We start from the raw sequence: 22,365 nt of genomic DNA, 5'->3' as shown, positions 1-22,365 counted from the left end.
CATCCTCAGCAATCGTTCCTGACAACTAACTCGGCGCTGCATAACAGCAACCTCAAATTGACAAAGTGCAACCTGCAGCTGGTAGTGATAAAGCCATTATTTTCTAAGCTAGGGGTAGCAATTGAACTGCAAGTCGATTTAACACTGAACAAAAGGAAGTTAGCAAAGGGGGAGTTTGATCATTGAAGAACCTTTCGGTGAATCAATTGAGGATAAAGCAATCTTAAAAATAGCAAAGAAATGGAAGAAGGATTTCTGCTCACTTCTCGCAAATCGACTAGATCCCTCTCATTCGGCTGTTTCTTTGCAGCACTAGCCTTCGTCCCATATTTTTTGTTTAAGCAGGAGCCGTCCATGTATATCATTTCGACAATGTTGCTTGCAGTGATTGGAATAGGCTTGATCGTATCTGCCTCTTTATTGGAAGAAGACAAATATAAAGTGCTCAAACAGGAATTCTTATTGATAGATTAGGAGTATGTCCAGGAATTACATGCTCGTTATGAGCAGTTGAAGAACAAGTACACCATTTTGATTATTGCTGGATTCGGATTTCTTCTTGCGGGAATTCTCCCCTTTGGATTGGCGAAAAAAGAAGTTCTTTCATCTGATTTCCTAGCCCCTTATTATCCCGTGTGCATCGGATTGATTGCTGTTGGCATTTTTATGCTTGCTCAAATGCTAACAACACTTGAAGCCTATAAGCTGTTAGCTAAGAATGATGCCTATGTCAATCAATTCAGGTTCAAGCTGCTAACCAAAGCCAGAAGGAAATTCGATAGCCTCTAATCCAAAAAGTCACTCTAGCGATTATCCGTTGTCCATCATGCCAGCATGAGGAGTGGCAAAGTATTAAATCGGGCTAACTTCTTGAAACAGACAAGCGGCTATGAGAGCATCTGCCCTCTTAGCCGCTGTATTCCTATCACCATATATTCTTTTAAGGCTGTTACTACTGGCTTCATGCTCAATTCCAGCACGCCTATTCGCTGTTCAAAATGGGTGTGAGACATGGACAGCCTGCCGCATGCTGATGGTTGAAGAATCTTATTCGATTACAATCGGGATACTGACACTGATTTCCGTCATATCCGCGTTCAGATTGGCATTATCATTCTTTGCGATCATATACTGACTTTCTACCCCGATGATATAATGCCCCGGCGGCAGATGAAGCGGCCTGAATAAAGGCGAGGACTCTTCCAATAGTTCGGATTGAGCCCTTGCATATTGATAAGCCAAGGAGCCATCCCATAGCTGAATAGTCTGTTCGTCTGGCTTGAACGATCTGGTCTGAGGCTTAGGCGCATAGGGCGCTGTTACCGTCATCCCATCCTGATCTTCGATATAAAATTTCATTAACGGCAGCGTATAAGATAGGTCAAGGGTTGAACTGCTGTTCGATTCCAAGGTGGCCCAAATGCTTAAGGGTTCCCCTGACTGATAGATATCCTGATCACTGTTGATTCGGAGTGTTACATGTTCATTTGCTGCCTGCTTATAGATAGCAGAGCTCACTTGTGAGATGGATGAGCCGAACGTATCAAAGTAAATGGATTTCGTACCTGCATCATAGCTCGCGATCCCTGCACTTGTCTCGCTTAGCGAGCGTATCGGAATATATACCGTGCCGTTGTTGTGCAAATAAGGCATATCCTGATCACGGGGCAGATCCACTCCATTCCAAACCAGCTTTCCTTTGAATGGGGTTAACGTCCATTCGTTGGTCGCACTAACGGTTGAGCCGATCATGAACAGCATCAAGCATAGCAGAACAAGTTTCCGCTTCACAGTCCTTCCCCTCCTTGGCTTAGCCAGTATTCATTTGAATATAATAGGATATAGACAACAAACAAACCCCTTCATGTCGGCACATGTCGGGGTTTGGATCGAAGACGTTTATAGTGATATGTTTCCTCTATTACAAGGTAATCTCGCGTTCGTTGACTTCTGAATAGCTGGAGGATGCAGTGAACTTAAGCAGCAAGTAGCCTAGCCAGATAAAGAGCGCTGCCTTCAGCACGATAAACAAGCTAAAGCTTGTGAATGGAAAGATCAGGACGAACACTGTTGCGAATAAGGCGTAAGGCGCCCACTTCATCTCTTTCGCAGCCAGAAGCAGCCAGAAACCGATCCAAAAACCGAAATAAGCCAATGAATCCAAGAAGTTAAAAACAGTAAAAATGCCAGAACCAAAAATACGCGGGAAGATCGTATAGGTTAGCTTCACGATAAAATCAACTGCAATTGAACCAAAACAAATGTACAAGGCATAAGGCAGCAACATATTTACGAGTGGCAAGGAAACCATCCACTTGCGATATTCGCGCAACACATGGGAAAACTGCTGCATAGGGACCCCCTAAGACAATGTGCAGCCGCAGCTGCCACAGAATTTTGCGTCAATTTGTACCGCTTGTTGGCAGGAAGGACACGCTGCTGTTTCCGCTTCCTCGGGTTCGGTGAAGACCTCAACCGCCTCTTCAAACTTATGTCCACACGATACACAGAACTTAGCATCAAGATCAAGAACCTTACCGCAGCCGCATATCTTCTCATTGCTGAGCTCATTAATCTTAAGCTCCAGCTGCTGCATCTCACCTTGAATCTCTAGAATCTTCGCACATTGTTCATCAATAGCTGCGAGACTTGCCTCCGACTCTCCCTGCTGTCGAATCTGAAATACAGTCTCTCCTATGCGCGAATATTGCTCTTGTATTTCTTTTTTCTTATTCGAGATTTGAAGCTTGAGACGGTTCACTTCAACGGTTACCTTCGCTAACGTCCCTGCTTCAGCCACACCTTTTTTAAACTTATTCAAAAAACTCATGAGATCACCTGCTATATTATATTTTTAATGAATGGAACACGCTTTAATAAAATATTATATGATCATTCGTTCATAGTTTAAGCATGCTTATTTATACCTAAAACTCATATGAGAGGGATGGTTATGTAGGACTATATTTCTTCCTTTCACCTAGGCCCTTATTATTATCCCCAACAAAGTTAACATTTGTCAATATAAATCTGCTTTATATATCATTTTGTTATTTGTAGAACTATGGTTGCATGTGTCCTTGTTTTTACTCACACCCTTACGCGAGGTGCGACACCCCGAGGCGATCAAAAGACGGTTGGCTCTCCAAATTTCAATCCACGCACCTACGTGAGGTGCGACTAGGTGAGGTGCTTCCTTTTGCCCAAACATCAAAGTATTTCAATCCACGCACCTACGTGAGGTGCGACTATGTGGGCTATCCACTGTATATTAAGTTAATTATTTCAATCCACGCACCTACGTGAGGTGCGACCAAGTAATTGCTCTTTGTCCAGATAAGGATGCTCCAATTTCAATCCACGCACCTACGTGAGGTGCGACATGATCAAGGATACTTCTTTGTAGTGCTTCCAGATATTTCAATCCACGCACCTACGTGAGGTGCGACCAATCGTGATTTTCCTAAGATTTTGATTCTCGATATTTCAATCCACGCACCTACGTGAGGTGCGACTGCAGCTTATTTAGTCGATTGGCTGATTTATTTTATTTCAATCCACGCACCTACGTGAGGTGCGACGAACAGGGATCTCTTCATCTTCCATCTCTGTCTGGAATTTCAATCCACGCACCTACGTGAGGTGCGACAGCGGCCAAGATGAACCCAGTCACCGCAAGGGCTCAGAAGCCTAAAGGTGCGAATCGTATAAAAAGACAAAATAAAACCATGTCAAAAATGCGCAAGAAAGACGTCTGCCCTTATGCAGCAACAGGTGCGAATCCCCCAGGGAAATCATGTGCGCTATACATTCGCACTTTACATAAATTCGATGCCATATCCAATTTCCCTTCAAGTACTTTTACATGTGCAAAGCAAACATCGTGAACATACGGTTAAATAATTACTCTTACAAATTACAAGGCAACAAAAAAGCGAGTGCACAACCACCCGCTTCACTACACTCCAATTATGACGCCTGTCTCTCCTTGCAAGGCAAAGAATTCGATTCCTTCCAGACAATGCTCCCGCTTGTGCGAAAGCCGGACTTGTTCAAAATGCGCATCGCACGTCTCACCTTAGACTTGGAGGGCGACACGATAATGATATCTTCTTCTTGGCGAAGCTCCTTCTTGCTGACATAAGGCAGCCTGCCGATGTAGATATTTACTGCATTCGGAATATGCCTCTCATTGTAATCCGACGGATCGCGGATATCCAAGATCTGTACATCCTCTTCCGACAGCTGTCGGCAGACCTGCTCAGGATCAGTCAGCTTCATCTGACGTTCTATGCTCCACTTACGATACCATGCTGCAATGATGATCACAGCTGCAAGCATTGCTCCTAGCATCCATGTCATAGCAATCATCCTCTTGTTGAATTTCCCTTACAGGTATTATAAATTCATTATACCCTCTAGGGTATATAACAATCAAGCTCGGATCCACTTATAAACAAGCTAAGGAGCGTAAAGACAACGCGCTTCAAGATGGTTTTAATACATCTAAATCTCTTATTTTCATGACTCTGCTGGACCCACCACAGTACAGAGGTCAAGAACAAGCCAAAAGTTAGCCTCATCACATCCACCAATTGTGCCCTCAATCACGAAGCCCGGATACATATGAGCTGGATTCGTCTGCTTTCTTAACGAGGCATCATTGGCCACGGCATAGCTTTCCTCATCCAATTGAATAATGACACCTTGAGGGTAGAACATCCTAATTATCCCTTGAACTTGCACACCAATCGCATAGTGCGCTTTTGATCGCTGCCATGCGTCCTTATACGGTTCCACCGCCCTAGTCCATACCTCGTTGAATGATTCAGCGCTTATCTCCTGATCACCCTCATACCACTCAACGGCTGATTCCGCCAAGTGAAAATGGGGAGCAATTGAGACGAGCACTTGATCGCCCAAGACCGTGACCTGCCTGTAGGCCGTTCCATCCTGATCCACTTCGAAATAATAACACTCGCCCTCTTCTACGCCTTGTGCAAGAATGTATCTCAATCTAAGCTCCTCCTTCGATTAGCAACAGCCTTATATAACCAACCGTGATTCTATGGCCTCCTTGAGCTTCATTAACAGCTATATAAGCATCTAATTAAGCTGTGCCAATCTTCCTTCTCATCACCTGATTATACGGGAGGCCAGGCATAGATAACAGCAGAATAACCGTGCAAATCGAATTCCTCCATTACACCTCAACAGCCTGCGCCTGCCCTTGAAGCTGGCGGAGCCAGCGAATCTCCTCGCCCAACACCTTCAGCGGGGACGGTCCGAACCACTCGATTGAGGCATAGCAGTCCATCTCCAGCGCCTGCTCCATTAGAGACTTATAATCGACAACCCCGTCCTTAAGCAGCACCATCCCCTCGCGTGTGCCGGAGGCGGAATAGACATTGGCAGGCTCGAAAATATGAACCTGGCTCGGCAGCGCTACATTTTTCAAATGGAAATATTGCACCCAAGGCTTCAACTGGCTGAGCGTATCTGACACATCCCGCCCATATTCCCATGCATGCAGCACGTCGAAGTTCAATCCGATCTGCTCCTCCTCCATCGCACAGACGAGGTCCAGTGTCGAATCTAGCGAATCCGTTAAGGTGCCGGGGTGAATCTCGATCAAGAGCTTCATTCCTCTAAGGCGGCACCGTTCGCCAAGCTGGCGCAGTCTATGGATATTGACGGCGCGTTCCGATGGCGATATCTCCTTGCTTCCCAGGCGTCCTGCAAAAGTGCGAATGCGGTCAACTCCCAGCCATTCGGCTATCGTCATTAAATGCTCGCAGCGTTGAAGCGCCTGCAGGAACCCCTCATGGCTCGACAGCTCCAAGTAATCGCTTAGCATGGAGATCTTAAGCCCTGCTTGTGCAAGCCTTCTCTGCAGCAGCGCTTGATCGGCTCGTCCCATGCCGTACTGCTCATACAGGCGATCCGCATGGACGCCCCACAGCTCAATCCCATCAAAGCCGTGCTGTTTGGCAAAGTCAACAAGCTCAAAGAATGAGATCAATTGATGACGAAAGGATATTGTACAAAATGCAAATTTCATCGTGCCCTCTCCTTTCTCATAATTACATGCTGTGGGTTCTGTCCCTGACTAGCATCTTCCAACATCTTGCGCCGCCAAATATGATACAGCCTCTGTACCTCTTGCTTGATGCTTGCCTCGATCCGCTCCATCTCCTCAAGCTTGGATAGAACCCCTTCAAGCAGCTTGCCGTTCTTGGTCATCCCCATCTTGATGCACATATACTGCACTTGATGATAGCCCTTCACCAGTTCCTCAATACGGTCACAGTACGTTTCGAACATCGAGTCATCCTCATCCGTCTCGTCCAAAAAGTACATGAGCGCATGCTCATAGCTGTACTTGCGAATTGCCAATACCGGCAGCTGGCGAACAGCCCGCGTCAGCTGCTCGATCGAGAGGCCATTTCTCCCGCGCACCATATCTTCAATAACTTCCTTTAATCGCATCGTCAGTGCATTCTCCTTGCGAAATACGGCTGCACCATATTCCTCTACCCTCTGTGGGGCAGCCTCCTGCAGTTCATTCGCATCCACATAGAAGCCTCCGCCAAAGGCGTTGCCTACAAACGCCTCTTCGACCTTGTGTACCGGGACAACGCCTCGCCAGCGAAAGTCGGCATCAATCATCAGCCATTCCTGCTTCTCGGATGTGCTTCTTAGAATCATAAAGTGAGGAAAGGGCTTCTGGCTGAACTTGTTCTCGCGCTCAGGCATGAGGGACATGTCAATCTGAGCGGCCACATACCGCTCTTGCGAGGAATGTTCCACAAGATCCTTCAGTCGTGTGAAATTTGCTTCGCAACCAGCCTCAAAGTCATACCACACGTGCACTTTGGCTCCAAACAATCGCTCGAAGCTGGTGTAATAATGCTGATGGTTGAGATCATGCTGATAATAAGTAAACTCCCCCTCCACCGTAACATCAAAGGGAGCATCCCATAGGCCAAAGTAAAACGGACGGTAATCAATGTGGCTTTGCTCTCGAATGACCTCGCACAGACTGCTTACAATACAGTGAACCTTAATGCTCACTTCCTCGCCTTTGATCATCGTGCGCCCTCCAGCTCTTCTGGTAACGTCACTGGAGTCAGCTCCATCATAAAATCAAGCACAGAGCTTATTGTTGCAAATATTCTCGGGTCAAGCGTCTCGTCTGGCACCTCAAGTCCGAGCTCAAGCTCAATATAGACAATAAGCTGAATGATCATAACCGAATCGATCCGCAAGTCCTCATTCAAGCGCATAGATTCCGCCAGCGTCTCCTGCGGCAAATTGAACTTGTCTCGCATTAAAATGACCAGCTTATGATGCAGCTCTTCACGTCTTAGCATCCTGTTCCTCCTTGAATAAGCAGCTTGCGGCTAATCTTGCCAGATGGCAGGCGTGGAATCTCATGAACGAATTCAATCTCAGACGGCACCTTATAAGCGGGAAGGCTCTTCTGGCACCAAGCAAGCACCTGCTCGCGGGTAATCAAGCCAGCTGCCACAATCATGGCATGTACGGTATCGCCAGATACAGGATGGGCGCCGCGATACACAACTACCTCTTGAATGCCTTCCATGCGCGCGATCATCTGCTCGACCTCCAAGGGATGCACCTTGAGGCCAGATACATTGATCAGATCATCCAAGCGGCCGATAAAGCGCAGCCTTCCATCAGGCGCTTCCGTGCCTAGATCTCCAGATGGGATGAGCTTGCCATGCTTCGTTGAGAAGATCATTTCGGTAGGATAGGAGGCAGCTTGTACTTGAATATGACTTAAAGGCTTGCCTAGATCGTCAAAGCTCACCATGCCGACTGCCAGACTGACGCAGCCAGCTTCTGTACAGCCGTATTGCTGAATGAGGCAATCCGTATGCTCGCGCAGCATCTGACACAGATTCATGGACAGCTGTGCTCCAGAAGAGATGACCGCATAGAGCCGCTTCTCCTTCTGCTTTCTCGCCTGCAGCCATGGAAGCAGAGTCTGCAGCAGCGCAGGCACTGCATACACGAGCGGACGCTCACTTCTCATGATGCGCTGAAGCATGTACTTAGGGTTCGTGTTCTGGCAGATCAAAGGCACTGCTCCCCGCTGCAGGGCGCTCAGCACTCCCGTGATCAGCCCATAGGAATGAGTGATGGAGGTGAGAATAACTGGCTCGGCTTCGCCAAGACCACGAGCAAGCAGGACTTGATTATATGCATTCAGCTCTTCAATGACCTCGATCCAGCTTCGGCCGATCAGCTTCGGCCTGCCTGTCGTACCTGAGCTGAACTGATACAAGCTTGGAGGCGCATCGCCTGTGTCCTCAGGAATGTGTACACGGTATGCGTCCTGCACCGTGCCGTAGAACAGCCAGCAGCACCCCGCTTCAGCCGCCCGCTCCAATGCCGATTCCAGCGGCGTATCGCCGTAGAGCAGCAGCACAGAATCATTCCTTGCTCGAATCAGTTCAACTAAAGCAATAACCATCTCGGCATCGGATGCGCATATGGCATAACGAGCTGATTCTACAGCTAGAAAGGGCTCCAGCTGACTGTATTGCTCGACGCGAGCCGAAAAGGCTTCTTGCGTGATTAAGCGATCATTTACGATAAACATAGGTCTCCACCTCAGTAAGATTTGATCTGTCCATCAATTCACATGTTCTTTGTTTCCATGCACCAATGCAGTGGATTCGGCACTTGTTGCGGCTTGGCTGCAACCGTTCCTGTCATGCGCTGCTGAGCCAATGGCTCAATGCTGCAATACGGAACGAACAGCTTGAGTTCTGCAAGCCGCTCGCGAAGCTTAGGATGCTGTCTTTCATATTCCGCAAGCTCCAAGCGTATGATCTGCCATAGCTTCTGCTCAAGTGCTTCTCGTTGTTGCCCTTCAGCTTCCGCATCATCAGCAAGCCTCATAATCAGAAAGCCAATATTCATAAACCAGAGCGCATCGATCATCATCTCTTGCAGAGATTGAACATCCAGCATCTCGAAATAATCTCCAACAGAACCAGACCGATAAGCTGGATGAAGCTGCGCAAAGTCAGGAACCAGCTCTGGCGAAGCAATATAGGATGCAGTGAATTCAACACCCTCATGGAAATCCCGCAGCGCAACCCCCACTGGCCAGCCCTCACGGTGAATCAGAATCATATTCTGAGCATGCGATTCGAGCACAATCCCGTGAGCAGCAAGCAGATGAACAACCGGCATGACCCCTTTTCGGATCAGCTCGCGAAACCATCGTTCGAGTCCATATTGCGTAAGCCATGGTTGGATGGCGAGGCTCTCGCTCTGCTGCTCACCCATTCTGCCAGCTTCATTTTCTTGGACGCTTACGCTTGCTGCTCGTTCCATGTCCTGACCACAGCAAGCTTCAACGCCCGCTGTCATGGCTGCGAATGCTCGCTTCGCTCTTGCTGCTCCATGCTCTTGAACGGTGAGCAAGGCATGGAAAGGATAAGCTTGCTCCCCCTCCTGCAAGTAAGCTTCAATCGGTTCTCGCCAGATCGCGCTTAGCGCTCCATTCGCAGGAAGGTAGGAAGCGCTGGCGAATTCCTGCAGCAGAACGACTCGCGCTTCCTTCCAAAAGTAATCGTCGGTGGCCACCACACGCTGAAGCCAGCTGGATACCTCTGGAGCAGCGGCTACAGAATGCGGTGTAAGCTCCCGCAATGAGGAGGTATTAACAATGTGAAGCGGCAGCTTCAGAGCCGCTCCTGCCGGTGTGCTCACATTCGATAAGGTGCGAATCGATTGCTGCGGCTTATAGGACTGCTCGCCGAGGCCGAGCGGAATAAGCCAGTGCTGCTCGATGTCTTCCGCATAGGCATGCTGCAGGCAGCTTTCCCATTGCCATGGATGCACAGGAAGGAGACGATATGTCGCAGGCTCTGCTCCATGCTCCAGCAGACGAACCTGCAAGCGTTGAAGCTCCGAAGCGGTAAGCTGCATCTCAAGGACATGCTCCCATGCCTTCCCATCCTGCCCCCATGTGCCTACCTTCTCTTGATGAGCGGCCACCCACATTACGGCAAAGGAGGGTGCAAACTCAGGCGCATAGCTTCGCTGGTCTTCAAGGTCGAAGCCGATCCGCGAGCGAAAACAGGGATGATAGGGGTGCCCCTGAGAGGCAAGCGCCTCGACCTCAGCAAGGGACAAATGGACAAGGGCACTCCCTGTGCGCGTTTCCTCCAAGCGAAGCTGTTCGTTTTGAAGGGTGGCTGCAATCTCTTGATAGAAAGATGGCAGAATAGAATAGGAAGAAAGCGCATGGGCGACCACCTCTCGCAGAAACAGCTGCGGGTCACAGGCCTCCTCGGTTGTGGGATCGGACTGTCCTTGAACCGTTCTCATGATCGGCTCAGCCAGCAGCTCCAGCCAGCCGAAGGTGAATCTTCTGCGGGCTGTGCAAGCATAGGTTACAAGCCGCTTCGCTTCATCCCTTCCGGTAAATACAAGCTGCTGCACAGAAGCGTCGGATTGCTTTACAGCATCTGATATGACTGCTGTTGAGGAATTTGGTTGCCTCACTGCATCTGATAAGACCACTGCGGAGGAATATGATTGCCTCGCAGCATCTGATAAGACCACTACGGAGGAATGTGGTTGCCTCGCAGCATCTGATAAGACCACTACGGAGGAATGCGGTTGCCTCGCAGCATCTGATGGGATTTCTAGTGATGGCACTGCTTCCCCTACAGCGTGCCCAGGATCATAAATGAGCTGTGAGGATGCGAATCCTTCCTGCGGCACTATGACGCCTTCGAACAGCAGCGCCTCAATCAACTGCTGCAGCACCCTGCGCCGCGCTCGTAATTGACTGTTCATGCTAAGCTGTTGCATGCAACTTCGTCCTCCTTATCCTGAGCGCTGCGAAGGCACAAGCCGCTCTTGATCGCGCCAAGGAGCCGTGACCTGTCTCGCCTTCCGGATGAGCGCAGCCTTCGCTCCAATCTCATGCAGAGGGTTCGGCATCTGGGCATATACCGCTTGCTCCAGTTCATTCTCCAGCTCATCAATATCCCAGCATTGGGTTATCAAATTCGCCTTGATTCGAAGCTCCTTCTTGCCAAGCCATGCAGCAATAAGCCCGTTATAGATTCGGTGCAGGTCGCGCATCGATTGCAGTGCTTCATAGAGGTCGAACAGCAGCACTTTCTCGCTCACCAGCCCGGCCCTGCCAAACGATTGAATCATCCCGAGCATATGATTCACGATCAGGTAATAGCCAAAGCGCTCCTCTACGATAGCGTCGTCGAAGCCATTGCCGCTCTCTTTAATGCCTTCGATATCCTGCTCCAAATACCCAATCATGGAGCGAGCGTAATAATAGCCCTGGCTGTCCCGATAATAGAAGCGCTCAGGATAACCGTCCTCTCCTAGAACGATGACGCTATTTTGCAGATGAGCTTCAAGCGCGATGCCGTATTCGTTGTACAGCCACAGCATCGGATACAGCGTAAGCTTCATATAGCGCTGGAACCAGCCGCGGCTGATCCGTACGCGTGCGACGCTCTCATCGCACTGGCCGTTCAGGCCTTGCTTCATTATTAGCTGGTCTATTATTCTTGCAAGCAGCGGCTTGCTCCCATCTACGGCTTCCTGCGTAAAGGATGCGGACACGATCGCCCGCTTCCCGTCATCACCTTGGAACGGATTCTCCCGAATCAGGAGCTCGAAGCCCGATTCCTCCCCTTCGGTCTCACCCAACGTCAGATAGGCGCTGTCGCGAATGAAGTGGAACTGAGGATGAACCTCATGCAGCCTCGGTTCAATACAGTCAAGGACCTGACAGGCCTCAAGCGCGCGATCCAGCTCGCCTCGCTTGTTGACGCGCACCGAATTCGTTATTTTCACATGAAGGGAAAACTTATACATGAGGTGTGCGGATTCCCGGTATACGGTTCGGATGGAGGAAGTCGCAGCATAGCTCTCGCCTAAGCCGCCAAGGTTGATAAGGAGGCCGTCTCTCATCCAACGATCCACATGCGGCTGCTGAAGCAGCCACCTCGCTTGCACAGGATGAACAGGCACTAGCGCATAAGCAGGGTCATGCAGAAAGCTGTGAATAGCCGGCTTTGTCTTATCCTCTCGTTGAATTGCTCCTGTCCTGGCGCTCTCCTGAACAAGCTCACCAAGCAGATTACGCTTAATGAGCGCAGAAGCTGAGGCAGAAGGCTTCCATTGAGAACCTTCCTTAACAATGGTGTGGTGTGCGGCAAAGTAATGAAGCTTGAAGCGCCCGCCAGTCTCAGGCGAACAGTGGAAATGCTCTTCAGAATTAAAGCCTTCGCGGGACTTCGCGTTCGGGTGAAATGGGTGGCCAAACAGAAGGGATTGCTCATAATCCAAAAAGCGGAGATTAGGCTCGTAGAGGCTGTCCGAATGATGAAGCCTTGTACGGATATAGCCCTCTAGATTCCTGCAGCTGTTCACGATGCGCTTCAGCAGTTTTTCAGGAAATGAGGTGCCCTCGGAAGCTGCGATCTGTTCGAGCAGCAAGGACGCAAGGGTGGTTAGGCGAATCGGCCTTAGCTCATGTGAAGCCGATTGAACATATATCGGAAGGCGGTAGCGATGCCTGCCAGTCTCCGAGTGATAGCACACAGGTGCAATGATCGTAAGATGAAGGGCGGATAGTTTTATTCGCACAATCGGAGCTTGACCGACAAGCGGGCTGGAAGCCATCCATTCCCCGCTCCTTGTCTCTCTAAGATAACAGTTCAAGAGCGTGCTTACGGTTGCCTGCTCTGCGGTGAACATAGGGTCGATCATAATATTACTCCTCTTGTTAATAATGAGAATCATTATCACTATTATATCGTTAAACATAACATCCTCACATAGACGCTATTGCCCCGGAACATGGATAATTTTTTCAACCAAAAAACAAATAGACGAGCTTCACAGCGAAGCCCGTCGAGTTTACTTTTGTCTAATAATGATCAATTAACGTCAGGCAGTGCCTAGTGCTCCTGCCTCCAAAGACTCAAACAAGAATCAATCACTCGGTCCATCGATGAGATGATGCGGTGATTCCGCCATCCAGCAAAAATTCTCGCTTCATCTCTAGTCCTGCGCCGATCCAGAGCTTTCTCATTAGCGGCTCTTCACCAGCAAATCTACCGCTTCCTTCACATACTTGCTTGAATCAAGCGAGGCGCCTGAAGAGCCCGTATCCTCTAGAATGCACTTCTCCAGATTGGCAGCAACAATCGAAGCAATCGCTCGGTCAGCGGCATTGCGAATCGCAGTCAGCTGACTAACAACATCTTTGCAATGCTTCTCCTGCTCCATCATGTTCAGTACGCCTCTTGCTTGGCCTTCGATGCGTTTTAGTCTCATTTTGACATCATGATCGTACTTCATGGCTCGTCATCCCTTCCTATACACCTATAGGTATATTATTGCCGAAATGTGTCGGACGAACAATATGCCGGGATGAGGCCGCTTCCTCTAGATGAACAGATTGACCTTCGCTTCAGTCGCATCGCCAAGATAGGCGGCTACGCCTGCATATTCAATGCCGTCAATCAGCTCCTCTTGCTTAAGGCCAAGCAGATCCATCGTCATGGTGCAGGCAACGAGCTTCACGCCCTGCTCGCGTGCAAGCTCAATCAGTTCAGGCAGGCTGAGCGCATTATGCTTCTTCATTACATGCTTGATCATCTTCGGACCCGCTCCAAGGAAATTCATTTTGGATAAAGGAAGCTTGCCTGCGCCCCTCGGCATCATCCAGCCAAACATCTTCTCAAGCAGGCCCTTCTTGACCGGCACCTGCTGATCCTTTCTCAGCGCATTGAGTCCCCAGAATGTAAAGAAGATCGTCACCTCTTGCTCGTAGGCAGCAGCCCCATTGGCAATAATAAACGCCGCAATCGCTTTGTCCAACTCCCCGCTAAACAGTACGATCGTTGATTTCTCGGCTTGTTGTGTCACACGTATTCATCCCTTCTTTATGCAAAAAATATAGAGCTCAGGCAAGTGTAGTAATCAATAGCAATCTAACAATCTTTCAATAATTTAATTACCCCCATAGGTATATAAAAGTGCATAGCTGCCTTACCTACAGGGGCTTGCATCGTAATTAATCGTTTGCGTTCCATCCATTCCATTCAGGTCGTCAGACTCCCAAATGGAATTGGCAGCTGTATTCATTGACAGGTGGACGCTGCTTCTTGAAGCGGCAATCAACTGCCGCTAACTTCGATGACATTGCCTCAAGCTAGCCTTTTTTGATCCAAAACTTATAAACACCGTTCTCCTCGGTATCCGATACCAGCTCATGCCCTGTGCTTTTTGCCCATGCCGACAGATCGTTCTTGGACCCTTTGTCCGTCGCATGCACCTCAAGCACCTGACCCGATTGAAGCTCATTCATCGCTTTCTTTGTGCGTACAATAGGCAGCGGGCAAGCAAGCCCTGTTGCGTCAACTAATTTATCGTGATTCATCGTAATCTCTCCTTCTCCTATTTAACAATGATGCGTTCGACATGCAGATATGAGTCTCATTCTAATGAAAACAATGATTGATTGTAACCGCTGCTTGCTTCACTACAGCTGATTAGTTGTCATGCACCGCGCAGCGGTTCGGCCCAATCTCCATCTCGCGCTGCGTGTCCTCATCCGGCTCCAATTTGCCCATATTCGTCTTGCGAATATCTTGATAGGCATGAGGCTGAGGCGGAAGATTCTCCGTTACGGTTCTGCGGAACTCCTCTTCATCATGGATATGAAGTCCCGGGTTGTGCTGGTACAACACGCCGAGCTGTCCAGCTACACGGCCATCTTCGCCCAGCTCCGATGGACTTGCAAAGTGAGCAGGCAGCACCATTAGATGCTCAGGCAGCTGCTTATAGCGTGCATAAAGCGTCTCTCTGAGATCCCCGACCCAGTCTTCCGCAAGGCCTGCGAGATCCGGGCGGCCAATGGATTCGATAAACAGAATATCGCCTGACAGCAAATACTGATCGTCAATAATAAACGAGGTAGAACCGATCGTATGGCCCGGTGTGTAGATCGGCTGTACGATGATCTCTTCCTTGCCGACCACGATGTTGCTGCCTTCCACAAGCTTTGTATAATCGAAGGTAACCTCTTCGGCGTCCTTTGGCGGCAAATGATATTGCGCATCATACTTGGCTGCAAGTGTGCGGCCGCCAGAGATATGGTCTGCATGCAGATGAGTATCCATCACATGCGTCAACACCGCTCCTTTATCCGCAAGCAGCTGCTGATAGGCATCTGTCATTCGGGCAGAATCGATGATTGCCGCTTCTCCTTCGGAGATGATCATATACGACAAGCAGCCTTTGCCCATGCGAACAAATTGATACAGCTCGCCGCCTTGGCTGAGATCCGCGATCTTAACAGGCTCCAAATATTCGCTCCAGCCCTTCATGCCGCCTTCCAGATAGAACACGTCCTTGCGGCCTGCTTCTGCGAGCTGCTCCGCAACGAATTGGGATGAGCCTTCCTTCGCGCATACAACCAGCACCGGTTGCTCTGGAGGCAATTGCTTCAGCGCCGGCTCAATCTCATCGAGCAGTTCATAATAAGGAATATTAATCGAAACGATGCCCTCTCCTTCAATCTTCCAATCCTGATAAGCGTCCTCGTTGCGTACATCAAGGATAAACAGCGCCTCCTTGCCGATGATGAAACGGGTCACTTCCTTCGCACTCATTTTAGTTACAGTTGGGGTTGTCATGATTCATAATCCTCCTTATATAAATGAATAAAGTGTCGATCCATTCTGGTTCAAGCTCAATCGTTAATCAAGATGTCTCCATCCCAAGCGTTCATGCCATGCACCATGTTTTTTACCTTGTGATACCCTTTCTCTTCAAGCAGCTGGCAGGCTAGATCACTGCGATAGCCAGAGCGGCATACGATAATAAAGGAGTCGGACGCATCAAGCTCATCCAATCGATTATCCAAATCGCCAACCGGAATGGATAGCGCCCCTGGTATATGGCCAAACGCAAATTCCGCAGGCTCGCGCACATCCACGATATGAAGCGCCTCACCTTGACTCAGTCTTGCCTTCACCTCTTCGGGCGTGATCGTATGAGGATAACTGACCGCCTCCTTCAGTTCGGTTGGATCAACCTTGCGAATGTAATGATGGAACACTTGACCGGATTCCTTAAGCCCAATATATTGATGCCCGGTTCGCTTCGCCCAGCCTTGAAGATCAGCGACTGAGCCGCGGTCGGTAGCCATAATCTCCAGCACCTCCCCTGTGTTCAAGCCTTCCAGCGTCTTCTTCGTGCGCACGACCGGCATGGGGCAAGCCAGCCCTTTGCAATCCAATACTTGATCTACTTTCAATGCTGACATTGTTCTGATGTCCTCCTTAAACTAATATTTCAACCCAGATCTTGATGACAGTAGCCGCAATAAGAACAGCCAATATCCATTGCAGCACCCGTGTATTCAGCTTCTTGCTGATTCTAGCTCCAATCGGCGAGGCAATCATGCTTGCAATAATCATCGCGATGGACGGGATCAGCAGCATATGACCGCCCATCAGCTTGCCTGCTGTCGATCCAATCGACGAGATAAACGTTATTGCAAGCGACGAGGCAATGGCTACCCGTGTCGGTATCTTCAAAATGACGAGCATCACAGGAACCACAATGAATGCTCCCGCCGCTCCAACGATTCCTGACAAAATTCCAATGATGAAGGCGAGTATGCCTGCAAGCGGCTTGTTAAAGCTCACCTTCGAATAGTCTTCGACCTCGTCCCCCCTCTTCGGCATAAACATCATGACAGCAGCGATAAGCGCAAGAATCGCATACGTTAAGTTAATGGTCTCATCCGTTAAAAATTGGGACCCGTATCCGCCAACGAAGCTGCCGATAATAATCGCCGCTCCCATCGTCAGCACGAGGGATCGGTTGATGTATCCTCCCTTGCGAAAAGCAAACATGCCGGCCAATGTTGCAAAAAATACTTGCACGGCACTAATCGCAGATACTTCCTGAGCACTGAATGCCATAAAGCCAAGCGCCGGCGGAATATACAAGAGCATCGGATACTTGATGATGGACCCACCAATTCCGACCATCCCTGAGATCAGGGAACCTACAAACCCAATGGCAATCAAGGTCAACAGCCATGCAATGTCCATTGCAGTTCCTTCCTTCTTTCTGCAGCTTAGTATGATTGTTTCCGTTATACCCCACTGGGTATATTTTCGACCAAAAAAATAGCTTCCTCCTTTTTATGCTGTTGATGAGATCCTATACCATGCTAATGATGTGCTCTTAAACTCATTTATACATATACCCCTATAGGTATATTTCTTGGTTATTAATATATCGGACTACACCCTAAAAAGTCAACCTTTTATTTTAATTTTTATTTTTCAAACATTATATGATGAATATCACTTATAGAAGGTGCAAGCCCCTGTCAATCAGGACCTGCACCTTGCCGCTCGTACCCGTTATCCCTTAATCCCAGTCAGCGCAATGCCCTCAATGATGTGCCGCTGGGCGATTACATATACAATCAGCACAGGAATGACAGATATCGCCGTTCCCGCCATCATCAAGGCCCAATCCGCAACATACAGTCCCTTGAACATATTCAGCATGAGCGGAACGGTAAACCGCTCTGGCGTGCTGAGGAAAATAAGCGGGTCTAAAAATTGATTCCAAATATCCTTAAAAGCGAAGATTCCAAATGCCACTAATGCAGAGCGCACCAATGGCAGCATGACGTTCCAATAGATGCGGAGCGGATTGGCCCCATCCATAATTGAAGCTTCCTCTAGATCCCTAGGAATCCCCATCATAAACTGCCTCAGCAAAAACACGCCGAAGGCGTTAAAGAAAGCCGCTGGCATAATAATGGACAGATGAGAGTCCACCCACCCAAGCTTCTGGATCACGACGTACAAAGACACAATCGTGACCTGCTTCGGTATCATCATCATCGATAAGAAGAGAATAAATACAATCCCTGCACCCGGAAATTTTATCTTAGCAAAAGCATATGCAGCAAGGGAGCAGGTCAGCAGCGACGCCACGACCACGACTATTGAAATGTAGAAGCTGTTGAAGTAAGCCACATCGAACGGCATCGCTCGCAGCGTATCCACATAATTGCTCCATACAAAAGGATCAGGGACCCAGCTCGGAGGCATCATAAAGATTTGGCTAATGTCCTTTAGCGAGCTGCTGATGGTCCACAAAAAAGGAAACACCATTACCACAGAGCCCAAGATCAGCGCGAGGTGAAGCAGCACTGTTCCAAGATGCCAAGCTCGCTTCTTCCTAATCGGACGGCCATGCGGCTGTCCATGCTCGGATGGCATATGCTGGTGCCCTATTTGCCTGGAAGCATCAGCCTTCATAGTGCACCCACCTCCGTGAGAACTTAAATTGAATAAGCGTCAAGACGAGAATCATTAAGAACAGAATCGTGGCCGCAGCAGCGCTCGCACCCATGTTGGATTCGACGAAGCCGCGGTTGAAGATATGGTAGACGAGCGTATAGCTCGCCTTGGCCGGACCCCCGCTTGTCATAACGAAGGCTTGGTCAAAGACTTGGAAGGAGCTGATCGTCGCCATAATCGTTGCGAAGAACGTCGTCGGCGACAACAGCGGGAGTGTAATATGCCAGAACTTGCGGAAGGCGCTCGCTCCATCAATGACCGCTGCTTCGTAATAGGTTTGTGATATCCCTTGTAGCCCTGCCAAGAAGATGACCATATTGAACCCTAATCCCCACCAAATGCTCAGCATGGCGATGGAAGGAATGACCCATTGCGTGTCAGTCAGCCACTTTGGACCTGTAATGCCCACGATTCCAAGCAGCTGATTAATGATGCCAAAGTCGCCGTTCAAGAGCCAGATCCAGATGACACCGATGGAGACTGAGCTTGTGACAACGGGCATGAAGAAGAACAGCCGGTACAGCGTCTTGCCCCTAATGTTATGGATAGCAAGAGCCAGCAGGAGCCCAAGCACAATGCCCGATGGAATGGTAAGAAGGGAATAATACAAGGTGTTGACCATTGCTTTCTTAAAATCAGGGTCCAAGAACTGTTCCAAGAAATTCGCGAACCCCACGAATTCCATGGTGCCAAAGCCGTCCCATTCAGACATGCTGATGACAAAGGTCAGCACCAATGGAATCAGCGCGAAGACGATTAGCCCAATCAGCTGGGGGAGGATGAAGAGCATCCCCCACCATTTTCGCTTGCGATCATGCATCCGAAGTTCCCCTTCCTTTATGCGCACAGAGGACGCTTTACTTCGCTTCCTCCGTCTTCTTCTTGACGATCGAAGAAATATTTTCAATCGTCTCTTCCGAGCTCGCCTTGCCAAGCAGCATCAGATCATATAGATCCTCCACCTCATTGGACAACCCCGGAATTTGCGCATAATACGTCTGCGGAGAGCCTGGAGCGATACCGATATCTCGACCAGTTAACAGATAATTCGCATGGGCAGGAATTCCCGTATCCAGCACAACCTCATCAATTCCTGCTACTGACGGCACCGCATTGCCGGTATCTGCAAGCCGCGCCTTCTGCCCTTCCTTCGATACATAGAAGGACAAGAACTTCTTCGCTTCCTCCTGCTGCTTCGAATTCTTATTGACCGCCACATAAGCAACCGCGATGCCAGAAGGGTTCGTCTTCTCCGGCGTATTGGTCGGCCATGGGATATAATCGAATTCCAAGCTCTTATTCTCGCTGAACATTGGTGTCAGCCAGCGCCCTGCCGTCACCATTGCCACTTGCTGAGACATAAACATCGCATCCATGCCTTGCCCTTTTGGCAGAGAGCCGCCATAGATGACCCCTCCGCTCTTCACGAGATCTGCAATATAAGCGATCGCTTCCTGCGCCTTCGGGTCCTTGTCATACACGTAGCTGCCTTCCTTGTCATACATATTGCCGCCGTTCGACCAGACCCAGTTCAGCATAGGAAGAGAGCCTTTCTCCTGCACAAATCCATATTTGTTCATGGACTTGAACGTTGCTGTCACTTCCTTGAATGTATCCCAGTTCCATGTCCCCTCGTCAAAATACTGCTGCGGCGTCTTCAACCCTGCTTCCTTAAACAGCTTGATATTGTAGTACATGACGTATGGATTGCAGTCGACGGTAATGCCATACAGCTCCTCGCCTTGCTTAGCGGCTCCCCATAAGCCCTCAGCATACTCCTCTGCCTTGGTATAGCTTGCATCCGTCTTCAGGAAATCAGCGAGCGGCAGCACCGAATTGCTCTTCACCAGCTTAGCCATCGTCGTATCGCCAACATAGAATACGTCCGCTCCAGCGCCTCCCGACAGCTCTGTCAGCAGCTTCTGCTCGTAGCCATCGCTTGGGATCGGGATCAGCTTAACGCTTACGTTTTTATTTTTCTCTTCGTATGCATCAATCGCTCGCTGATATACCTTCAGCTCTGCTGGATTGCCCCATGCAGACATCGTAAGCTCAACCTTCCCCCCGGAATCTCCCGCTTTGCCGCATGCCTGCAGCAGAGGAACCATAACCAGCATGGCTGCCATCAGGCATAGAAGCGATATTCTTCTTTTCATAAACACCCTCCTCCAATTATTGGTAAGCGTTTACAAATATAAAATGGATGATTTCCCTTCCATCATATGGATGACATGATAAGTCCATGCCTATATTTTTCGAGCTTGTTCATCCATTGGACTTGTTCTAAGTGATCCCTCTCGTGTAGAGCACAACTTGGCTTCCTGCTATCCATCTGTTGATGGGCTTCTGGATGAGGCCCGCCTGATCGCCTGCATTCAACCTTTAATGTTCCAAAACGAGTTCGTTTTCTTCCCTTACGATAGGAGTGAGTTGCTTGCTCAACTAGCCATCATTGAGCGCAAAAAAAGACCTTCGCTCTCCAACGGGTGTACCCCATGGAACGAAGGTCTTGTCAACTTTATCGTATTTGTCCTTATTGGCCATCCAAACGCAAATTAACGGATGATCATCTGCTCGCGTCTAGGGCCAACAGAGATATTGTGAATCGGCACTCCGATCAATTGCTCGATGCGAAGCACATAATCCTGTGCCGCCTTCGGCAGCTCTTCGAATGTGCGGATGCCGGAGATATCACTCTTCCAGCCAGCAAGCTTCTCATAGACAGGCTTAGCCTTATCCAGTTCAGCTGTTACTGGGAAATGCATCGATTGCTCGCCATCCACCTCGTATGCCACGCATACCGGGATCTCATCCAAGTAACCAAGCACGTCCAGATTGGTCAGCACCACTTCTGTAGCGCCTTGCAGCATGCAGCCGTACTTCGTCGCAACTGCATCGAACCATGCCATGCGGCGTGGACGGCCAGTTGTTGCGCCGAATTCCCCTGCATCGCCACCGCGAACACGAAGCTCCTGAGCCACATCGCCTTCAAGCTCGCCAACAAATGGGCCTGCGCCCACACAGCTGGAATAAGCCTTCGTTACCGCAATAACCTGCGTGATTGCATGCGGAGGAACGCCTGCCCCGACTGTTGCAAAGCCTGCAAGCGTGGAGGAAGAAGTGGAGTATGGGTAGATACCGTGATCCGGGTCGCGAAGCGCGCCAAGCTGTCCTTCAACGAGAATCTTCTCGCCTTTCTTCAAGCCTTCGTGCAGAAGCGTAACCGTGTCGCATACAAACGGCTTCAAGAAGTCTGCGTGCTCAAGCACGGCGTTCATAACATCCTCAACCTTAAGCGCTGGCTTCTTGTAGAGGTATTCCATCATGATATTTTTGGATTCAAGAGCCGCCTCAATGCGGGATTGCAGGCGTTCCTTATTTAACAGGTCTGCAACCTGAATGCCAAGCTTCACATATTTATCCGAATAAAAAGGGGCGATCCCTGACTTCGTGGAACCGAATTGGCGATCCGCAAGACGCTCCTCTTCGAGTTCATCAAACAGCTTATGGTACGGCATAAGCACTTGAGCGCGATCAGAAATACGAACGATAGGCTCAGGCACTCCCTTTGATACCAGTTCCTTGTATTCTTTTACAAAGTCGCCGATATTAAAAGCTACGCCAGGTCCAATAATATTAGTTACGCCTGGATAGAATACGCCGGAAGGAAGCAAGTGGAGAGCAAATTTGCCATGATCATTAATAATCGTGTGGCCTGCGTTGCTTCCGCCTTGATAGCGAACCACATATTTGGAATTCGCTGCGAGTACATCGGTTACTTTCCCTTTTCCTTCGTCTCCCCAGTTCGCACCAACAATTGCTGTAATCGTCATTGACACACCTCTTCTATACTTGAGATTGTTTCCCTATGATCAGTATAATGGGAATATTCATATAAATTAAATTAATGTTTATAATACCTTCTATAAAGGAGATT

The 22,365-nt window shown here is 49.2% G+C and carries 21 protein-coding genes and 1 CRISPR repeat array; all 21 genes read right to left on the bottom strand.

Features of this window, described 5'->3' with window-relative positions:
* Nucleotides 1-1,047 precede the first annotated feature (1,047 nt).
* A complete protein-coding gene (locus tag B9Y93_RS01260; protein WP_085492549.1) occupies nucleotides 1,048-1,791 on the bottom strand; it encodes a hypothetical protein in 744 nt (247 codons plus the stop codon).
* Nucleotides 1,792-1,921: 130 nt separating this feature from the next.
* Nucleotides 1,922-2,353 (bottom strand): hypothetical protein, encoded by a 432-nt coding sequence (locus tag B9Y93_RS01255; RefSeq protein ID WP_085492548.1) that lies wholly within the window; start codon nucleotides 2,351-2,353, stop codon nucleotides 1,922-1,924.
* Between the two features lie 9 nt (nucleotides 2,354-2,362).
* Complete coding sequence (locus tag B9Y93_RS01250) at nucleotides 2,363-2,830, bottom strand: zinc ribbon domain-containing protein (RefSeq protein ID WP_085492547.1); 468 nt, start codon at nucleotides 2,828-2,830, stop codon at nucleotides 2,363-2,365.
* Between the two features lie 319 nt (nucleotides 2,831-3,149).
* Nucleotides 3,150-3,649: a CRISPR direct-repeat array (repeat unit 32 nt; unit sequence ATTTCAATCCACGCACCTACGTGAGGTGCGAC).
* Nucleotides 3,650-3,969: 320 nt separating this feature from the next.
* A complete protein-coding gene (locus B9Y93_RS01245) occupies nucleotides 3,970-4,362 on the bottom strand; it encodes a rhodanese-like domain-containing protein (protein WP_176228814.1) in 393 nt (130 codons plus the stop codon).
* 159 nt (nucleotides 4,363-4,521) lie between these two features.
* Entirely contained in the window at nucleotides 4,522-5,016 is a 495-nt protein-coding gene (locus tag B9Y93_RS01240; protein WP_085492545.1) for a hypothetical protein, read from the bottom strand.
* Between the two features lie 187 nt (nucleotides 5,017-5,203).
* Nucleotides 5,204-6,061, bottom strand: a complete 858-nt coding sequence (locus B9Y93_RS01235; protein ID WP_085492544.1) for a sugar phosphate isomerase/epimerase family protein — start codon at nucleotides 6,059-6,061, stop codon at nucleotides 5,204-5,206.
* Nucleotides 6,058-7,092 (bottom strand): DUF6005 family protein, encoded by a 1,035-nt coding sequence (locus B9Y93_RS01230; protein WP_085492543.1) that lies wholly within the window; start codon nucleotides 7,090-7,092, stop codon nucleotides 6,058-6,060. Before B9Y93_RS01230 ends, B9Y93_RS01235 begins: the two co-directional genes overlap by 4 nt.
* Nucleotides 7,089-7,373, bottom strand: a complete 285-nt coding sequence (locus B9Y93_RS01225; protein ID WP_085492542.1) for a phosphopantetheine-binding protein — start codon at nucleotides 7,371-7,373, stop codon at nucleotides 7,089-7,091. The genes B9Y93_RS01230 and B9Y93_RS01225 overlap by 4 nt, the downstream gene beginning before the upstream one ends.
* Nucleotides 7,367-8,629, bottom strand: a complete 1,263-nt coding sequence (locus B9Y93_RS01220) for an AMP-binding protein (protein WP_085492541.1) — start codon at nucleotides 8,627-8,629, stop codon at nucleotides 7,367-7,369. The genes B9Y93_RS01225 and B9Y93_RS01220 overlap by 7 nt, the downstream gene beginning before the upstream one ends.
* Before the next feature lie 38 nt (nucleotides 8,630-8,667).
* Nucleotides 8,668-10,860, bottom strand: a complete 2,193-nt coding sequence (locus B9Y93_RS01215; RefSeq protein ID WP_085492540.1) for an IucA/IucC family protein — start codon at nucleotides 10,858-10,860, stop codon at nucleotides 8,668-8,670.
* Between the two features lie 15 nt (nucleotides 10,861-10,875).
* On the bottom strand, nucleotides 10,876-12,792 hold the full coding sequence (locus tag B9Y93_RS01210) for an IucA/IucC family protein (protein WP_176228813.1): 1,917 nt from the start codon (nucleotides 12,790-12,792) through the stop codon (nucleotides 10,876-10,878).
* 324 nt (nucleotides 12,793-13,116) lie between these two features.
* Complete coding sequence (locus B9Y93_RS01205) at nucleotides 13,117-13,386, bottom strand: metal-sensitive transcriptional regulator (RefSeq protein WP_085492538.1); 270 nt, start codon at nucleotides 13,384-13,386, stop codon at nucleotides 13,117-13,119.
* A gap of 87 nt (nucleotides 13,387-13,473) precedes the next feature.
* Complete coding sequence (locus B9Y93_RS01200; RefSeq protein ID WP_085492537.1) at nucleotides 13,474-13,956, bottom strand: DsrE/DsrF/DrsH-like family protein; 483 nt, start codon at nucleotides 13,954-13,956, stop codon at nucleotides 13,474-13,476.
* A gap of 286 nt (nucleotides 13,957-14,242) precedes the next feature.
* The gene (locus B9Y93_RS01195; protein ID WP_085492536.1) at nucleotides 14,243-14,470 is read right to left on the bottom strand and encodes a sulfurtransferase TusA family protein; all 228 of its coding nucleotides are present in this window, start codon (nucleotides 14,468-14,470) and stop codon (nucleotides 14,243-14,245) included.
* Nucleotides 14,471-14,582: 112 nt separating this feature from the next.
* Nucleotides 14,583-15,728: an MBL fold metallo-hydrolase gene (locus B9Y93_RS01190; RefSeq protein ID WP_085492535.1), complete on the bottom strand. Its 1,146-nt coding sequence runs from the start codon at nucleotides 15,726-15,728 to the stop codon at nucleotides 14,583-14,585.
* Nucleotides 15,729-15,784: 56 nt separating this feature from the next.
* Nucleotides 15,785-16,360 carry a sulfurtransferase TusA family protein gene (locus tag B9Y93_RS01185; protein WP_085492534.1) on the bottom strand — a complete coding sequence of 192 codons (576 nt, stop codon included), beginning with the start codon at nucleotides 16,358-16,360 and terminating at the stop codon, nucleotides 15,785-15,787.
* Between the two features lie 16 nt (nucleotides 16,361-16,376).
* Nucleotides 16,377-17,156, bottom strand: coding sequence for a sulfite exporter TauE/SafE family protein (locus B9Y93_RS01180; RefSeq protein ID WP_085492533.1), 780 nt, complete (start codon nucleotides 17,154-17,156; stop codon nucleotides 16,377-16,379).
* A 318-nt stretch (nucleotides 17,157-17,474) separates the two neighbouring features.
* The gene (locus tag B9Y93_RS01175; protein ID WP_244903260.1) at nucleotides 17,475-18,386 is read right to left on the bottom strand and encodes a carbohydrate ABC transporter permease; all 912 of its coding nucleotides are present in this window, start codon (nucleotides 18,384-18,386) and stop codon (nucleotides 17,475-17,477) included.
* Entirely contained in the window at nucleotides 18,376-19,248 is an 873-nt protein-coding gene (locus B9Y93_RS01170) for a carbohydrate ABC transporter permease (RefSeq protein ID WP_085492532.1), read from the bottom strand. Before B9Y93_RS01170 ends, B9Y93_RS01175 begins: the two co-directional genes overlap by 11 nt.
* A gap of 37 nt (nucleotides 19,249-19,285) precedes the next feature.
* Nucleotides 19,286-20,584 (bottom strand): ABC transporter substrate-binding protein, encoded by a 1,299-nt coding sequence (locus tag B9Y93_RS01165; RefSeq protein ID WP_085492531.1) that lies wholly within the window; start codon nucleotides 20,582-20,584, stop codon nucleotides 19,286-19,288.
* A 399-nt stretch (nucleotides 20,585-20,983) separates the two neighbouring features.
* Complete coding sequence (locus tag B9Y93_RS01160) at nucleotides 20,984-22,261, bottom strand: adenylosuccinate synthase (RefSeq protein WP_085492530.1); 1,278 nt, start codon at nucleotides 22,259-22,261, stop codon at nucleotides 20,984-20,986.
* Between the last annotated feature and the right edge of the window lie 104 nt (nucleotides 22,262-22,365).

It is taken from the genome of Paenibacillus aquistagni, from assembly GCF_900177815.1.
Taxonomy (GTDB): Bacteria; Bacillota; Bacilli; order Paenibacillales; family Paenibacillaceae; genus Paenibacillus_B; species Paenibacillus_B aquistagni.
Note: the sequence above shows the minus strand (reverse complement) of the source record. Positions and strands in the feature narration are given on the sequence as shown.

Bases quoted from the DNA above. Each gene is read 5' to 3' on its own strand.
- B9Y93_RS01255 (WP_085492548.1), bottom strand. From the start codon at position 2,353: ATGCAGCAGTTTTCCCATGTGTTGCGCGAATATCGCAAGTGGATGGTT.
- B9Y93_RS01250 (WP_085492547.1), bottom strand. From the start codon at position 2,830: ATGAGTTTTTTGAATAAGTTTAAAAAAGGTGTGGCTGAAGCAGGGACG.
- B9Y93_RS01245 (WP_176228814.1), bottom strand. From the start codon at position 4,362: ATGACATGGATGCTAGGAGCAATGCTTGCAGCTGTGATCATCATTGCA.
- B9Y93_RS01235 (WP_085492544.1), bottom strand. From the start codon at position 6,061: ATGAAATTTGCATTTTGTACAATATCCTTTCGTCATCAATTGATCTCA.
- B9Y93_RS01230 (WP_085492543.1), bottom strand. From the start codon at position 7,092: ATGATCAAAGGCGAGGAAGTGAGCATTAAGGTTCACTGTATTGTAAGC.
- B9Y93_RS01225 (WP_085492542.1), bottom strand. From the start codon at position 7,373: ATGCTAAGACGTGAAGAGCTGCATCATAAGCTGGTCATTTTAATGCGA.
- B9Y93_RS01220 (WP_085492541.1), bottom strand. From the start codon at position 8,629: ATGTTTATCGTAAATGATCGCTTAATCACGCAAGAAGCCTTTTCGGCT.
- B9Y93_RS01215 (WP_085492540.1), bottom strand. From the start codon at position 10,860: ATGCAACAGCTTAGCATGAACAGTCAATTACGAGCGCGGCGCAGGGTG.
- B9Y93_RS01210 (WP_176228813.1), bottom strand. From the start codon at position 12,792: ATGATCGACCCTATGTTCACCGCAGAGCAGGCAACCGTAAGCACGCTC.
- B9Y93_RS01205 (WP_085492538.1), bottom strand. From the start codon at position 13,386: ATGAAGTACGATCATGATGTCAAAATGAGACTAAAACGCATCGAAGGC.
- B9Y93_RS01195 (WP_085492536.1), bottom strand. From the start codon at position 14,470: ATGAATCACGATAAATTAGTTGACGCAACAGGGCTTGCTTGCCCGCTG.
- B9Y93_RS01190 (WP_085492535.1), bottom strand. From the start codon at position 15,728: ATGACAACCCCAACTGTAACTAAAATGAGTGCGAAGGAAGTGACCCGT.
- B9Y93_RS01185 (WP_085492534.1), bottom strand. From the start codon at position 16,360: ATGTCAGCATTGAAAGTAGATCAAGTATTGGATTGCAAAGGGCTGGCT.
- B9Y93_RS01180 (WP_085492533.1), bottom strand. From the start codon at position 17,156: ATGGACATTGCATGGCTGTTGACCTTGATTGCCATTGGGTTTGTAGGT.
- B9Y93_RS01175 (WP_244903260.1), bottom strand. From the start codon at position 18,386: ATGAAGGCTGATGCTTCCAGGCAAATAGGGCACCAGCATATGCCATCC.
- B9Y93_RS01170 (WP_085492532.1), bottom strand. From the start codon at position 19,248: ATGCATGATCGCAAGCGAAAATGGTGGGGGATGCTCTTCATCCTCCCC.
- B9Y93_RS01165 (WP_085492531.1), bottom strand. From the start codon at position 20,584: ATGAAAAGAAGAATATCGCTTCTATGCCTGATGGCAGCCATGCTGGTT.
- B9Y93_RS01160 (WP_085492530.1), bottom strand. From the start codon at position 22,261: ATGACGATTACAGCAATTGTTGGTGCGAACTGGGGAGACGAAGGAAAA.